Genomic DNA, 13,427 nt, shown 5'->3' on the forward strand with positions numbered 1-13,427 from the left:
GGCCGAGATCACGGGATCTGGTCCCGTCGCAAGGCGCCGCTATCCCGCCGAGATGTTGCCCGCCCTGCTGCGGGCCGCCGAGCGCGGGATGCGGGTCATCAGTTTCGAGGAGTGGCGCCGCGGGCGCCGGGGGTCTTAAATGTCCAACATGATCATCGGGTCGCTGCGGGTGGCGCTGGGTTTGGACAGCGCCCAGTTTCAGACCGGCGTCGCCCAGGCGCAAAACAGTCTCAAGCGCATGGGCGCGGCCATGTCCAAGGCCGGCGCGGTGATCAGCGGTATCGGTGCCGGGGTGACGCTGGCCCTGCGCAAGCAGATCGACGCGGCCGACGACATGTCCAAGGCTGCCGCCAAGTTCGGGGTGCCGATCGAAAGCCTATCCAAGATGGCGTATGTCGCCGATCTGTCGGGCGTCAGCATGGAGACGATGGGCACGGCCCTGGGGCTGCTGTCCAAAAAGATGGCGGCAGCCGGGTCGGGCAACAAGGCGGCTGCGGCGCAGTTTGCTGCGCTTGGTGTCAGCGTCAAAGACGCCGAGGGCAATCTGCGCCCCGTCGAGGCGGTGATGATGGACCTGTCGGATGTCATCGCCAAGATGCCGGACGGCGCGGAAAAATCGGCCCTGGCGATGCAGTTTTTTGGTCGCAGCGGCACCCAGATGATCCCGATGCTGAACGGCGGGGCAGAGGCGATCCGGTCGATGATGGCCGAGGCCGAGAGGTTTGGCCTGGTCATCACCGAACAGACTGGCAAATCGGCAGAGGCCTTCAACGACAATATCTCTCGCTTGTCGGCGGCCGGGCGTGGCTTTTCGATCATCCTGATGTCCGCCATGGCCCCGCATCTTGAGACGGTCTCAAACCTCGTCGTCGGTGTCGCCATGGCCTTTCAGGATATGGCGCCATGGGTGCAGGGTGCGATATCGGCTTTTGGCGGGCTGATCGTGATCGGTGGCCCCGTCTTGGTCGCACTGGGCGCTGTCGTGTCCGCATTGGGGACGCTGGGGCCTGCCTTTGTCGCGTTGGGTGTGGCTGTCAAGGCGGTCGGGGTGGCGATGATGACCAACCCGATCCTGATGATCGGGGCCGTGCTGGCAGGTGCCGCCCTTGCGATCTACCAAAATTGGGATCGCATCGCGCCGTGGTTTGCCGAGCAATGGGCGGCGATCCAGGCGGCGGTGGGGCCGGTCGTTGATGACCTCAAGGCGCGCTGGGACAATCTGGGGGCTGTGGCCTCTGCGCTGGGCGACAAGATCGTGGACCTGGGGCAGCGCGGGTTTAACTGGCTGGCTGGCGTCGCCGATCGGGTTTCGACGGCGCTAAGCGCGCTTGGTGGATACATTTCTGGCGGATTTTCAGCTGGTTGGTCTACGGCTACCGATGCGGTGGCGGCGTTTGGCCGGGATGCGCTCGAATGGCTGATGGCCTTGCCGCAGCGGATTCTTGAGGCATTTTCGGCACTGCCGAGGCAGATGCTGGAGATGGGTGGGCAGATCGTCGCGGGGCTTAAGGACGGGATCGCGGCCGCCTGGGATGGCATGGTCGCCGGGTTCCGTGACCGCGTCGAGGGCATGAAAAGCAGCTTTAAGAGCTGGCTTGGAATCGCGTCGCCGTCGCGCGTGTTTAGGCAGTTCGGGGAGTGGATCACGGAGGGCTTGGGCGAGGGCATCCAGAGCGGCGCGGGGCCTGTGATGCAGGGCATCACCGATCTGGCGCAGGGTTTGTCCGGCGTTTTCAAGGGGATGCTGTTCGAGGGGGCAAGCTTTGGCAAGTCCATGCGGTCGATGCTGGGGCAGACGCTAGGCGGCTGGGCCAATAGCCTGTGGGACAGCGGCTGGAAGGGGGTAATGAAGGGGATCGGCATCCCCGGATTTGCCAACGGCGTCACCAATTTTGCGGGTGGTCTGGCGACGATCAATGAGCGCGGCGGTGAGCTGGTCTCGCTACCGGGGGGCAGCACGGTGGTGCCGCATGACCTGTCGCGGCGGCTGGTCGACGGTGGATCGGGTGGCACGGTCAGGGTCGTGATCGAGGAGGCGCCCGGCTTTGCCGCGCGCGTCAGGACCGAGGCCGAGGGCGTCGCAGTGCAGGTTGTGCGCGGGGCCGCGCCCGAGATCGTCGGGCAGTCGGTGCAGGCCAGCCAGCGGTCGATGAGCAAGAGCAAGGCGGCTTGGTCGCTGTGACCAACGTCTATGCCTGGCCGCCGGTCGCCAATGTCGCGGCCGAGTGGTCGCAGGTGGCACCGATCGGGGTGTCGCGGTCGCTGCTGACCGGCGCGCAATTTGTCAGCGCCGCGCAGCGCCGCCGGCGGGTGGCGCGTCTGGACGTGTCCGCGCTGTCGCTGGACCGCAATGCGGCGGGCTATCTGGAGGTGCTAAAGCGCCTGCTGGACGGCGGTGTCCACCTGGTGCGGCTGTGGTCGACGCCGATCACCTGGCACCTGGACGACGAGGCCGACAACGCCCGTCGGTCCAGGCCGATGAGCTGGATCATGCCGCCCGAGGGCCTGCCCTGGTCGATGCCGCCGGGCGCGCTGGATTGGTGGACTGGCCCCGGTCGCACCGTCGCCACCGCGACCACCGGCACGGTGCTGCGGATCGAGGGGCTGCCCCCGCTGGCGCAGGTTGCACGACCGGGCGAGTTTGTGACCGTTGGCGGCCAGACGGCGATGATCTTGCGGCCCGCGTCAGCGGACGCCGAAGGCCGTGCAGATCTGCATCTGGTCACCCCGATCACCGCCACGGGTGATGCGCTGATTGGGGTGCGTGAGACGGCCGTATTTGCGGCGGACGAGATGCCCCGCTGGGTGCAGCCGACGGGCGACAACTGGACGATCAGTTGGTCGTTTACGGAGGTCCACCCGGATGAGCGGGCGCCCTGGGTCGAGGTTGACCCGTGGCGCTGACGCGTGGTGTGCCCGCGCCGATGCTGGCTGCGCTGTCGGGCGTGATCCATCCGGTGATCCTGGTCTGGATCGACTGGCCGGGCGCGCCGGTGCGTGCCCATAGCGGCGTCGGCACGATCACCGCATTGGGGCAGTCGTGGTCGGGCGTCGGCCCCCTGGGCGGGGTGGATGTGCCGCCCGAATCCGCGGGTATCGCGGCAGTTGAGGCGGGCCTGACGCTGGCGCAGGTGCCGGCCGATCTGGACGGGCTGATTGACGATCAGATTCGGGGGCGGTCGGTCGCGCTGTATCTGGGCGCACTGGCAGGCCGCCCCGGCGGGGCATCCGGTGCCGACACGGCAGGGCAGGGCAACACCCTGATCGCGGCGCCCGTGCTGCTGTTTTCCGGGCTGGCGGGGCAGTTGGCGCTGACCGCCAGCGCGGCTGGGGTGCAGGTCACCCACGATGCCCACCTGTCAGTGATCACCGGCCAGGAGGCCCGGTCGGGCGCGGCGGTGCATCACAGCGATGAGGATCAGCGCCGCCGATACCCCGCCGACACAGCCGGGCGGCTGGTGATCATGGCGATCGCGCGCGCCCAAAAAATGACCTGGCCGCAATCGTGACGCTGCCTGCCCGTCCAACTGCGGCCGTAGTGTTGGCCGCCGTCGATCGCGTCATGTCCGTGCGCTGGCAATGGGGGCGCGCGGATTGCTGCACTGCCGCCTGTGACGTGTTCCAGGCGCTGTGGGGCCGCGACCCAATGGCGTCCGTGCGGGGCCGCTATGACAGCGCCATGGGCGCTGTCCGGCTGATTGGCGAGTGGGGCGACCTGCCCGCGATGGCCGAGGCGATGGCCCGCGCGGCCTTGCTGCGGCCCAGCAACGGCCTGTGCGGCGATCTTGGCCTGTCGATGCCGGGGGCCGCTGGTGGGCCGGACGGCCGGGCCATCCTGATCTGTGTCGGCCCCGGTCGCTGGGCCGGTAAAACAACCGGCGGGTATGCAATCCTGCCCAATGCGGAGCGTGCCTGGGGTGTCTAAGATCGGCCTGATCCTGATGCTGGTCGTGCTGGGACTGCTGCCTGCGCGGGCAGATGCCGCGCCCGTGATCGCGGCGGCCAGCGCCGTCAGCAGCTGGTTTACGGCGACATTTGGGGCGACGATCGGGGGCGCGCTGCTTAAACTGGGCGGGTCGGTCCTGCTTAACGCCGCTGCGTCGGCGATCATGGGGCGGCGCCAGCAGGGATCGCAGCAGGATCTGATCCGGGATCTGCAACAGCCCACCAGCCTGCCGGTCTATCGTTACGTCTATGGCAAGTGCTGGGCGCCCGGCACCCCGGCGCCGGTGCGGGTGATCGGCGACACGATTTATGCGTGCTATATCCTCAACAGTCGCCCGTCCGCAGGTCCGTTTGCCGTCTATCTGGACAAGCGCCTGGTAGCGGTCAGCGGTAACCCCTACGATTTTGCCGGGGCCGGTGCCGTCGCCACCAATGAGCCGTTTGCCGGGCATTGCAGCTACTGGATCGGGCGGGGGGATCAGATCGCGCCGCCTGCGCAGATCCTGGCCGAGGCCGGGTCTATTTTCCGTGCCAGTGACGGCTGGCGCGGGCTGACGGTGATCTGGCTGCGACTGGTGGCGGGCGACAATGAGCAGCGCCAGCAACGCTGGCCGTCGACGCCGCCCGAGGTGATGGTCGATGGCCGTTGGTCACTGCTGCGCGACCCGCGCCGCCCCGCTGCCGCCCCGGCCTGGTCGGCCAATCAGGCGCTGGCGGTGCTGGATGCGCTGCGGTCCAACCCGCTGCGCCCGTATGACGATCGCAACCTGCGGCTGGACGATTTTGCCTGGGCGGCGGATGTGGCCGATGCGCCGCTGCCGACCAAATCCGGGGTGTCGATCCCCCGATTTGAGGTCAACGGGGTGCTGGCATTTGCGCCGGGCCGTGAGCTGGAGGACCAGGTGGGGCCGCTGGTCAATGCGGGTGCCAGCCGCCTGCTGCGGGTCGGCGGTCAATTGGGCATCGTGCCGGCGATCTGGCAGCCGCCCGCCGTCACGATCAGCGACGTGCTGGACGACCGGCCGCTGGCTTTTGAGCGATACCGGGCATCGGGCGACCTGGCGACCGAGGTGAGCGCGACCTATACCGCGCCGTTGCGGTATTACGAGACGGCCACCACGCCGGCGCATGTGCTGCCCGGTGCGGCGGCCGAGGATGGGGGCGCGGTGCGCCCGGTCAGCTATGACCTGTCGCTGGTCACCGACCACCGGCAGTGCCAATACGTCGCCGCGATCATGGGGCGTCGGACACGGATGCAGCGATCTATCAGCGCCGTCCTGCCAGGTCACGCCTTTGACCTGGTGGCCGGTGCAACCCTGCGTCTGGATCTGCCCGCCCCCTATGCGGCGCGGTCGGGGGTTTACGAGGTCGAGAGCATCCACCCTGGGTTTGACCCGATCGGCCTGTCCGGGGTGGCGCTGCGTTGCCCCGTCACCCTGCGCGAGATCAGCGCCAGCATCTACGACTGGGATCCGGCGCGGGACGAGGGCGAGGTGACGATCGAGGGCTTTGACCCTACGATCGGGGCTGTCAAACCGCCCGGCGCGGTCAGTGTGATCAGCGATGCGTCGACGGTGCTGGTGTCTGGCGACCTGGCGCTGGCGCGGGTGCTATTTGCCGCCCCGCCCTCGGCCAGTGCATCGGTGATTGGATACGAGTGGCAGCACCGACAGGGTGCAGATCTGTGGCAGACGGGTGGTGTGATCGATGGGCGCGCGCGCGACGCGCAAAACCGTGTCTTTGGCTATCTGTCGCCGGTCGTCGTCGGCGCATCCTATCAGGTCCGGCTGCGGGCAGTTGCCCCCGGCGGGGCATCCACCTGGGTCGAGTCGCCGCAGATCGTGGCCTCGGCTGGGGCCTGTCTGGCACCGCCGCCGGTGCCGGTCAGCGCGATCGGCGGGTCGAGGCAAATTGCGGTGACGTTCCGCGCCCCCAACAGCGCCGATTTTAGGGCGCTCGAGATCCTGCGGGCGACGACCAGTAACCCGGCTGCGGCCGTCGTGCTGGGCAGCCCGCAATATGCGGCCGCCAATGCCAGCGTGACCGTCATCGACGCGGGCCTGCCCGCATCTGCGACCTATCACTATTTCGCGCGGTCGATCGGCCGGCATGGGGCGCGATCGCCCCTGTCGGGTGCTGTCACCGCCACCACCACCTGACAGGAGACCGCAATGGCCCCCAAGCCCGTTTATGCCCTGCCGATCGCCGGCGGGGTCGCCACCCGTGACGCGCACGACCGCGAGGTCAACAGGTGCCTGTCGGCGATCTGGGACGCGGCCGTCATGGCGCAGGCCGGCACCGCCGAGCAACAGGCGATGCTGGCCGAGTTGCAGGCCGTGCGGGATGGCGCGATTGCGGCAGCAGAGACTGCTGCAACCCAGGCTGGCGCCGCGGCGGCCGCCGCCCGCTTTACGGTCGCGGGTCTGGCTAACCTGATCGACCTGACAGATCATGACCTGCCTGTCGGGACCGTAATCATGACCCGCGCCGAGGGTTACGCCTACGAGGTGGTCGAGAGCGACCCTGACCTGACCACGGCAGGCGGTATTGGCCTGCGGGTGTTGCCCGGCCCGGTTGGCTATGACGTGCGCGCATTTGGCGCCAAGGGCGACGGGGCGACCGATGACACCGCCGCGATCCAGATGGCGGCCAGCCGCCTTCAATCCGGGGAGTCCCTGTATTTTTCCGCCCTGTATGACGGCCCGCCCAAGATCGATGTGCAGTATCTGATCTCGGCACCGATCATTTTTGCCGCAAATGACGTCAAGATCCACGCGCCGCCGCGCAGCGATTATGGGGTTGCGATCAGGACGGTGACGCCGGGCCATGACATGTTCAAAATCTCTGGTTACGGCTATGGGATTGAAAACATCATGTTTTGGGGCATTCCGGCCCGCGAAACCGGTGTCAATAGCACGAACAGGGGACTCGTGTTTGACCGCAGCGTGCTGGGCGATCAGGCCACCTACTGCAATCTGGATCACGATGTCATCGATTGCGGCTTTTTCGACATGGGTGTCGGCATCTATGGGCGGGGCCGCAATGTTTTCGTCCGTGACTGCATCTTTTCCTGCGGGCGGGTCGGCATTCAGGGCGTGTCGCATTTTTACGCCAACGGTGCTGCCGAAGAGCATTTTCGCGGCTGGACCATCACCAACAATAGGTTCCACTCGGTCGGGGAGGCCAGCACCCTTTACGGTGCGCCCGATCCCACGTTTTGCATTGATTTCCCGGTCACGACAGACACGTTCCACCTCCAGATCAGCGGAAACAATATTGATTACTGCGGCCCGTTTTATCGCGGCAGCCTGTGCCAGGCCATGATCACGGACAATATCGCAGTCGGCCTGCGCGGCACTTTTGTCGACGGTGGGTCGCCCGCCGCGACGCTTAACTCTGGCAACCGCCAGTCGCTGATCAGCGGCAATATCGTCAATATGGTCGCCTCTGTTGCCGCGAGCACGACCCGTCAGGCTGATTATGGGATTAACGGTCGTGGCTATACCAATCTGGCGATCACGGGCAATGCACTGTCAATGTGCAACCGGGAGGCGATCCTGCTGGACCGGCCTGGCTGTAGCGTGATCTCAAACCAGATCATGAATGCAGGGGCGGGCTACAGCAGGGACGCGATCGACTATCCCGCGATCAGTGTCCACGGCGCCGCCACGCTGGTGGACGGCAACCACGTCAGATCGTCGTTCGCACCGAGCAGCTACAGTTACGCGTTGTTTGTGACCGGCGCAACGCAGATCGACGGGGTTATCCTGGGCGGCGGCAACGTGTTTGATCCGGGGCGATTGGGGGACGTGTCGTCGGCCAGCCCCAGCACGATCGGGGGTATCCTCACGCAGAGAGGCGGATCAACCGTGCTGTTTGCGCGCAACTCTGGGTCAAAGCGGCTCGCGCGCCGGTCGCAGAATTCGGGCGGCGCGTATCTGGAATTTGGCGCAATCGAGTTCATTGTCCAGTCTGCGGTTGCGGGCGGCGAAAAAGCGGATGCTTTGCTGCGCGCGACCCGGAACGGGGTGCTGCTGGACAATATCCGGGCGCACTGGGGCGGCGGAGTCCAACTGCCCCCGCTGGCCGCCGCGCCAGACAGCCCGCCCCCCGGCCTGCTGGCCATGGCCGACGGCACCGGCTGGAATCCTGGATCTGGGGCAGGCCTTTATCGCTGGTCCGGGTCGGCCTGGGTTTTTGTCGGATAGCCATCCACTTTGGGGGGTAAAAATGACCGTGATGACCTGGGCGCGGGGTGAGGCCCGCGAATATGGGCTGGTCCTGGCGCAGCCGGACCTGTCGCCCGCCACCGACGACAGGGTGCAGTTGCGCGTCGGTGCCTGGCCGACCTGCGTGGTGATCGAGGCGCAGCCCCGCGATCTGTCTGCTGCGCCTGGTGCGCCCGCGCAGCCCGGCTGGGCGATCCGGCTAGACGATGCCGCACTGGCTGACCTGCCCGCGCGAGCCTATGCCGCGTCGATCTGGCGGGGTTCGGCGGGCCAGATGCGGCGCGTGATCGAGGCCGCGCCGCGCATCCTGAATATCGTGGAGGTGTGCTGATGACCGAGGTGTTGATTGACGGCTGGGTCGGGCCGCCGGGCGGTCAGGGTGCTGCTGGACCTGCTGGTCCCGCAGGCCCTGCTGGCCCGCAGGGGGACATTGGCCCGCAGGGCGATCGAGGCGCGCAGGGTCCGGTTGGGCCTACGGGTCCGGTCGGCCCGCCGGGTGCCAGTGGCCCGGCTGTCGCTGGCCCTGGTCTATTGGCTGGCCAAAGAGCGCGGCGACCTGACCCGGCGCGGCAGCCTGATCGACGGGATCGGCGACACGGCATGGGTTGCGGTCGGGCTGGGCTATGCCGGGCCGTGGTGGTGGCCGATGGCCGTGCTGACGGCGGTGATCGCCGGGGCGGTTTTGCGGCAATGGACAATCGAAAGGGGGCGAAATGCCTGATCATCCAACAACCTGGGCCGAGATCGGCCGTGCCGTCTGGGCCGCCGCCCTGACGCAGATGGCGATCGGTGGCGCAGCTGGTGGCCTGACAAACGCGCTGGTGACCAGCCAAGAGCGCCGGTCAGGGCTACGGCTGATCGTGATCGGGTCATTGGTCGCAACCGGCATGGGGGGTCTAGGCGGTGTCGCGCTGACGCTGCTGACGGATCTGCCAGCGGCTGCGATCCCTGCTGGGGCGAGCGTTGGCCCCGTGGCCTATGTGCTGGGGCTGTTTGGTGCGCCCGTGATCGAGCTGATGCTGGCGCGCATCAAGGGCGGGCACCTGTTTGGGGGCAAAAAATGACATGCAAGGTGGTCGACATGGCAGATGAGATGCGGTTGTTTTGGCGGCGTATCAGGCTGGGGATCTGGGTTGCGCCGCTGGCGCTGATCGTCGGCTACTGGCCTGCGATCGGTGAGACCAGGCTTGCCCGCGATCTGCTGCTGCGCACCCCGTTCCTGGCGGTCGCGGTGACCGAAAGCCAGGTGCTGCCCCGTGGCATCAAGGTGTCGGGCCATATGGTCAAGCGCCGCTGCGATTATCGCGCACTGTCGGCCTATGTGCTCTCTGGCGACCGATGGCGCCGCGCGCTGATCGACACCAGCCCCGAGGATGCCGTAGCGCCAGGCGGTAACCGACCGCCCGGATCGCAATCCTGGGGGCCGTGGCTGATCGAGGTGCGCGGGGGTGTCGTGCCGACCGCGTGGCGTATTTTTGCGCATCACCTGTGCCCCGAGGATCGCGGCGTCGCACAGGTCAACCTGTTTGCCCAGGGGGAGTGGCGCGATGCACAGCGTTGAGCAGATCGCCCGCGAGATCGTCGCCCGCGAGGGTGGTTACGTCAACGACCCGGCCGACCCCGGCGGGGCGACCAAATACGGGGTCACGATCCACACGATGCGGGCGCTATGGCTGGACCTGGACGGCGACGGGCGGATCACGGCCCGCGATGTGCAGGCGCTGACCCGCGCGCAGGCCGAGGATATTTTCGTGCGGCACTATTTCCGCGCGCCCCGCCTGGATCTGCTGCCCGAGGCGCTGCAACCGGCGGTGTTCGACATGTATGTCAATGGGGGCAGCAACGCGGTCAAGATCCTGCAACGGCTGCTCAATCGCCTGCTGCCGGTCGATCTGATCGAGGATGGCCGGATGGGGCCGTTGACGGCCCGCGCGGCGCACCTGGCCGCTGCCGATCTGGGCGCGCAGGTGCTGGTCGATCAGTATGGCGCGGCCCGCCGCGACTATTACTATCGGATCGGCGATCTGCGCCCGGCATCCCGCAAATACGCCCGCCGCCGCGATGGCGGCAAGGGCGGCTGGATCACCCGCGCCGAGGAGTTTATGACGCCCGCCGCCCGCCTGACGGACGCGCAGCATCGCACGCGGGTGGCAAAATGGGGCTGACGCGATATCTGACGACCGTCGCCCTGCTGGCCGCCCTGTGCGGGGCTGGCTGGGGCTGGTGGCAGGGCCTGCGCGCCGACCGGCTGGCCGCCGATCTGGACACCGCCACCGAGGCGCTGGCCGGTGCCCGTGCGGCGCTGGCCGCCCAATCTGCCCATGTCGCCCGCGTCGAGGCCGAGGCCGCGCGGGCCGATCAAATCCGCCGCGACATTCTGGAGGCCCCCAATGCGGACTGCCCTATCCCTGATTGGCTGCGCGATCTGCCTGGCCGCCTGCGCGCCACAGATCGCCCCGTCGCCGATCCCCGCTGACCTGCTGCGCCCGGTGCCGCGCCCGGCGCGCGATGTGGTGACCCTGCGTGATGCTGGCCTGTTGATCGTGGACTACGATCAGGCGCTGGCCCGCGCCAACAGCCAGATCGCGGCGGTGGCGCAGGTGGTGGGTCCGTAAAATCGATCGCCACCCCCACAAAAAAAAATCTAGACGTGCTGGCGATCTCGGTGTTATGGCTTGGATGGGCCAATGGATTAGGTTCGCCGCCGATCCTTGTGCTTGTGGCCATTGGCGTGGCCGCGCGCTAGTTTTGAGCTTGCCAGTCTCCGGGTCTGACAACAGACCCGGAGATTACTTATATCAACTTATGCAGCAGCGCGTCAGCGAGGAACATCGGCTGGCCGTCCCCGCTTGCCGCCGCGCGGCTCATCGGGCCATTCCGGGGGGCGGAACCCGGCGAGCAGCCAGCGCATCACCTGGGCGGCTGTCGCATTGACATAGGTGCCGCTGGCCGTTTTGCGTTTGTATTTTGAGACCGTCCCCGGCGCGACCCCGAGTATCGCCCCAAGCTGGCTGTCGGAAAGGCCCAGCGTGTGCTGGGCCTCCTTGAACTCATCTGATGTCATGCGTTGCTCTCATCGCGCCACCAGGTTTCGTTTTCCCAGATCGCCTCAAACTCGGCCAAGCTGTTGGCGCGGTCAGCGATGCGGTCGGCCTCATCGTTGCTGATGTCGTAGTTGCCAGCAAAGTCGGCGCCGAAAGTGTTGTTGGTGGCGGCGTTTTTCAGGGTGGCGATCTCGTGGCGGGTCATATCAGCGTCTCCTTTTGTTTGGCGGGCTCCATTGCCCTGCTGATGAATTAAATATAGTCACATTGACTGCATTTGCAACAGGAAAAATGCAGGCTGCGCGATTTTTTTACTGGGATTCGTCGTCGGTCAGCAGGCCGAGGCGTCGGAGTTGCATGGCCACCCAATTGGGGGACCGCATCCCCTCGGCGCGCGCCCTGCGGACCACCGCATCATGTTCGGCGGCCGTCACCCGCAGGGTGATTGTGCGCAGGCCGGTGGGCTGTGTGCGTTTGCTGCGGTCATTGGACAGCAGCGCGACCTGTTGGGCAACCGGCCGGACGTAACCCGCGCCCAAAGCCTGACGGATTTCGGCAATCCCAACCTGCTCCAGCGGGATCTGATGTGCGTCGATTCCCCCGGTCTCTGACAGGCTGGCGACGGTGATGCCGTCCCGCATCGCGCGACGTTGTTCCTCGATCGGCAGCGTGCCTAGGGTGCGCAGCAGCATTGCCTGACCGGCACAGCGCACCACCAGCTCGGGCAGCAACCGCCCAGCGGCGATTTCGGGCAAATAGGTAAACAGCCCGCCACCGCGCAGCGCTGACAGATCCTCGCCCCGCCGTTGCAGTTCGGCCCAGATCGTCGCCAGGTAGGCGAGCGATCGCGCTGTGATGCCGATCGCCTGGGCGAGTTCGTCGCGCAGATCCTCGGTCGGGACCGCTGCAATGGTCGCGGAGTCGAACCGCTGGGTGACATCAGAGGTCATGTTTTGGTGTCCTATCCAGAATCATCCGTGATTGTTTCAGCATTTGTGCCAGCGCGCGCCTGCGTTTGTAACGCGCCTGGGCATCCCGTTGCGCAGCATCCCACTGCTGTCGGCGGTCTGGTGGCATTGCTGCCAGCCAGTCGCGGAAATAGGCGCGTATCGAATCCCGGTTCGCCCTGTAATACGCTCTGGTCGTTTCCCGTTTTTCGGCGATTTCTTCTGGAGTTGCGGTTCGCCGCTGCTCGATCCGCCTAGCCTGTGCAGCGGCGCGGCGCCTCTCGACCACCTCGGGGCGGCGCATGTATGCGCGATACCACTCTAGATACAGAGCCCACGCCTCTGGGTCGGCCCGCAGCCGCTGCAACCGCCGCGCCGTTCGATTTCGATCGTAATCAGGATCGCGCGCGAGTTTTGCTGCGTGATGGGCTCGGTTGCGCAGGCGGCGGTATTCGATCCTGCACTGAGTGGCCCCGCAGGTCGCCGCGCTGCCGGATTTCAGATAGGGCAGCCCGCAGATGGCGCAGCGCCGTGATCGGCAGGATTCGCAGGCCCGGATTGCGCGCCTGTCGTCGTCACCCGAGGCCAGGCGTCTGACTGGCACCACGGTTTCCGCGCCGCAGTCGCAGCGGCAAACCCATCCTGTTCCCTTCTCGGTCCGGCAACGGGATAGGGCAACAAGTTTCCCGAACCGCCGCCCCGTCAGATCAGAGGCTGGTGGCATCGTTGCATTCCAGCGATTCGGCTAGGCCTGTAAGTCCAAAGCAGTTTTGCATCACACACCTGCCGCCAGTTGTTCGATCAGGCGCGAGGCATCTGATTTGGTCAGATTTGCGACCACGTTGGCACCGTCACAGCTGGCGCCAACGGTCATCGCCGCACCCGGATCGCGGTCGATCAGGCGCTCGAGATAGGCGATCTGGCGTTCGGTGGCGGGCGCCTCGGTCGTCGCAGGTTTGACAACCTCGGCAGCGACCACCGTGGCGGCCACGGTTTTCGCCAGGCGATCAAAGGCCGCGCAGGTGTTTTTCGAGCCGGAGATTTCAAAGGTTTCCGCCGTCACGCGGCGCACAATGCGACCGTCAAACGTGGCCATCTGGCAGTAGATCGTTTCACCCACCGGCGCGGCCAGGTTCATGCCGAGTGAGGTCGCCAGGGCGTCGGCTTGCGCTTGCGTCAGGGTGATGGCCAGGGTCGTCATGTCAGCGTCTCCTTGGTTGGCGGGCTCCATTGCCCTGCTGATGATTTAAATATAGTCGAAC

General features: G+C 66.5%; 18 protein-coding genes. 13 read left to right on the forward strand and 5 right to left on the reverse strand.

Translation table 11 applies throughout. The features are described from left to right. The first annotated feature begins 139 nt into the window (after window positions 1–139). From ACEYYA_RS00945 to lysC, 13 genes are read left to right on the forward strand one after another with little or no spacing between them, the layout of a single operon-like run. Window positions 140–2,182, forward strand: coding sequence for a phage tail tape measure protein (locus ACEYYA_RS00945; RefSeq protein WP_374796635.1), 2,043 nt, complete (start codon window positions 140–142; stop codon window positions 2,180–2,182). After that, window positions 2,170–2,904 (forward strand): hypothetical protein, encoded by a 735-nt coding sequence (locus ACEYYA_RS00950; protein WP_374796637.1) that lies wholly within the window; start codon window positions 2,170–2,172, stop codon window positions 2,902–2,904. The genes ACEYYA_RS00945 and ACEYYA_RS00950 overlap by 13 nt, the downstream gene beginning before the upstream one ends. Continuing rightward, on the forward strand, window positions 2,895–3,509 hold the full coding sequence (locus ACEYYA_RS00955) for a hypothetical protein (RefSeq protein WP_374796639.1): 615 nt from the start codon (window positions 2,895–2,897) through the stop codon (window positions 3,507–3,509). The genes ACEYYA_RS00950 and ACEYYA_RS00955 overlap by 10 nt, the downstream gene beginning before the upstream one ends. Then, window positions 3,506–3,925, forward strand: a complete 420-nt coding sequence (locus tag ACEYYA_RS00960) for a DUF6950 family protein (RefSeq protein WP_374796641.1) — start codon at window positions 3,506–3,508, stop codon at window positions 3,923–3,925. Before ACEYYA_RS00955 ends, ACEYYA_RS00960 begins: the two co-directional genes overlap by 4 nt. After that, window positions 3,909–6,104 (forward strand): phage tail protein, encoded by a 2,196-nt coding sequence (locus ACEYYA_RS00965; protein WP_374796643.1) that lies wholly within the window; start codon window positions 3,909–3,911, stop codon window positions 6,102–6,104. The genes ACEYYA_RS00960 and ACEYYA_RS00965 overlap by 17 nt, the downstream gene beginning before the upstream one ends. A 12-nt stretch (window positions 6,105–6,116) precedes the next feature. Beyond that, the gene (locus ACEYYA_RS00970) at window positions 6,117–8,153 is read left to right on the forward strand and encodes a pectate lyase family protein (RefSeq protein ID WP_374796645.1); all 2,037 of its coding nucleotides are present in this window, start codon (window positions 6,117–6,119) and stop codon (window positions 8,151–8,153) included. 22 nt (window positions 8,154–8,175) lie between these two features. After that, on the forward strand, window positions 8,176–8,505 hold the full coding sequence (locus tag ACEYYA_RS00975) for a hypothetical protein (protein WP_374796647.1): 330 nt from the start codon (window positions 8,176–8,178) through the stop codon (window positions 8,503–8,505). A gap of 15 nt (window positions 8,506–8,520) precedes the next feature. Further along, window positions 8,521–8,895, forward strand: coding sequence for a hypothetical protein (locus ACEYYA_RS00980; protein ID WP_374796650.1), 375 nt, complete (start codon window positions 8,521–8,523; stop codon window positions 8,893–8,895). Continuing rightward, window positions 8,888–9,238: a hypothetical protein gene (locus ACEYYA_RS00985; protein ID WP_374796652.1), complete on the forward strand. Its 351-nt coding sequence runs from the start codon at window positions 8,888–8,890 to the stop codon at window positions 9,236–9,238. Before ACEYYA_RS00980 ends, ACEYYA_RS00985 begins: the two co-directional genes overlap by 8 nt. 17 nt (window positions 9,239–9,255) lie before the next feature. Continuing rightward, window positions 9,256–9,735 (forward strand): hypothetical protein, encoded by a 480-nt coding sequence (locus tag ACEYYA_RS00990; RefSeq protein ID WP_374796654.1) that lies wholly within the window; start codon window positions 9,256–9,258, stop codon window positions 9,733–9,735. Further along, window positions 9,722–10,339, forward strand: coding sequence for a holin-associated N-acetylmuramidase (locus tag ACEYYA_RS00995; protein ID WP_374796656.1), 618 nt, complete (start codon window positions 9,722–9,724; stop codon window positions 10,337–10,339). Before ACEYYA_RS00990 ends, ACEYYA_RS00995 begins: the two co-directional genes overlap by 14 nt. Beyond that, the gene (locus ACEYYA_RS01000; RefSeq protein WP_374796658.1) at window positions 10,330–10,650 is read left to right on the forward strand and encodes a hypothetical protein; all 321 of its coding nucleotides are present in this window, start codon (window positions 10,330–10,332) and stop codon (window positions 10,648–10,650) included. The genes ACEYYA_RS00995 and ACEYYA_RS01000 overlap by 10 nt, the downstream gene beginning before the upstream one ends. Further along, window positions 10,565–10,789, forward strand: coding sequence for an Rz1-like lysis system protein LysC (gene lysC / locus ACEYYA_RS15605; RefSeq protein ID WP_459349871.1), 225 nt, complete (start codon window positions 10,565–10,567; stop codon window positions 10,787–10,789). Before ACEYYA_RS01000 ends, lysC begins: the two co-directional genes overlap by 86 nt. A 203-nt stretch (window positions 10,790–10,992) precedes the next feature. Here the strand turns inward: lysC and ACEYYA_RS01010 are convergent, their stop codons facing one another. The 5 genes from ACEYYA_RS01010 to ACEYYA_RS01030 form a co-directional block, all read right to left on the reverse strand. Then, complete coding sequence (locus ACEYYA_RS01010) at window positions 10,993–11,238, reverse strand: helix-turn-helix domain-containing protein (protein ID WP_374796662.1); 246 nt, start codon at window positions 11,236–11,238, stop codon at window positions 10,993–10,995. After that, window positions 11,235–11,423: a hypothetical protein gene (locus tag ACEYYA_RS01015; protein WP_374796664.1), complete on the reverse strand. Its 189-nt coding sequence runs from the start codon at window positions 11,421–11,423 to the stop codon at window positions 11,235–11,237. The genes ACEYYA_RS01010 and ACEYYA_RS01015 overlap by 4 nt, the downstream gene beginning before the upstream one ends. 106 nt (window positions 11,424–11,529) lie before the next feature. Then, a complete protein-coding gene (locus ACEYYA_RS01020; protein ID WP_374796666.1) occupies window positions 11,530–12,168 on the reverse strand; it encodes a hypothetical protein in 639 nt (212 codons plus the stop codon). Then, window positions 12,158–12,469: a hypothetical protein gene (locus ACEYYA_RS01025; protein ID WP_374796668.1), complete on the reverse strand. Its 312-nt coding sequence runs from the start codon at window positions 12,467–12,469 to the stop codon at window positions 12,158–12,160. The genes ACEYYA_RS01020 and ACEYYA_RS01025 overlap by 11 nt, the downstream gene beginning before the upstream one ends. Window positions 12,470–12,940: 471 nt before the next feature. Further along, the gene (locus ACEYYA_RS01030; protein ID WP_374796670.1) at window positions 12,941–13,366 is read right to left on the reverse strand and encodes a hypothetical protein; all 426 of its coding nucleotides are present in this window, start codon (window positions 13,364–13,366) and stop codon (window positions 12,941–12,943) included. Between the last annotated feature and the right edge of the window lie 61 nt (window positions 13,367–13,427).

The organism is Paracoccus zhouxuedongae, assembly GCF_041927815.1.
Classification (GTDB): Bacteria; Pseudomonadota; Alphaproteobacteria; order Rhodobacterales; family Rhodobacteraceae; genus Paracoccus.

Bases quoted from the DNA above. Each gene is read 5' to 3' on its own strand.
- ACEYYA_RS01010 (WP_374796662.1), bottom strand. From the start codon at position 11,238: ATGACATCAGATGAGTTCAAGGAGGCCCAGCACACGCTGGGCCTTTCC.
- ACEYYA_RS01030 (WP_374796670.1), bottom strand. From the start codon at position 13,366: ATGACGACCCTGGCCATCACCCTGACGCAAGCGCAAGCCGACGCCCTG.
- ACEYYA_RS00975 (WP_374796647.1), top strand. From the start codon at position 8,176: ATGACCGTGATGACCTGGGCGCGGGGTGAGGCCCGCGAATATGGGCTG.
- ACEYYA_RS01020 (WP_374796666.1), bottom strand. From the start codon at position 12,168: ATGACCTCTGATGTCACCCAGCGGTTCGACTCCGCGACCATTGCAGCG.
- ACEYYA_RS00945 (WP_374796635.1), top strand. From the start codon at position 140: ATGTCCAACATGATCATCGGGTCGCTGCGGGTGGCGCTGGGTTTGGAC.
- ACEYYA_RS01025 (WP_374796668.1), bottom strand. From the start codon at position 12,469: ATGCGCCGCCCCGAGGTGGTCGAGAGGCGCCGCGCCGCTGCACAGGCT.
- ACEYYA_RS00995 (WP_374796656.1), top strand. From the start codon at position 9,722: ATGCACAGCGTTGAGCAGATCGCCCGCGAGATCGTCGCCCGCGAGGGT.
- ACEYYA_RS01000 (WP_374796658.1), top strand. From the start codon at position 10,330: ATGGGGCTGACGCGATATCTGACGACCGTCGCCCTGCTGGCCGCCCTG.
- ACEYYA_RS00970 (WP_374796645.1), top strand. From the start codon at position 6,117: ATGGCCCCCAAGCCCGTTTATGCCCTGCCGATCGCCGGCGGGGTCGCC.
- ACEYYA_RS01015 (WP_374796664.1), bottom strand. From the start codon at position 11,423: ATGACCCGCCACGAGATCGCCACCCTGAAAAACGCCGCCACCAACAAC.
- ACEYYA_RS00985 (WP_374796652.1), top strand. From the start codon at position 8,888: ATGCCTGATCATCCAACAACCTGGGCCGAGATCGGCCGTGCCGTCTGG.
- ACEYYA_RS00990 (WP_374796654.1), top strand. From the start codon at position 9,256: ATGGCAGATGAGATGCGGTTGTTTTGGCGGCGTATCAGGCTGGGGATC.
- lysC (WP_459349871.1), top strand. From the start codon at position 10,565: ATGCGGACTGCCCTATCCCTGATTGGCTGCGCGATCTGCCTGGCCGCC.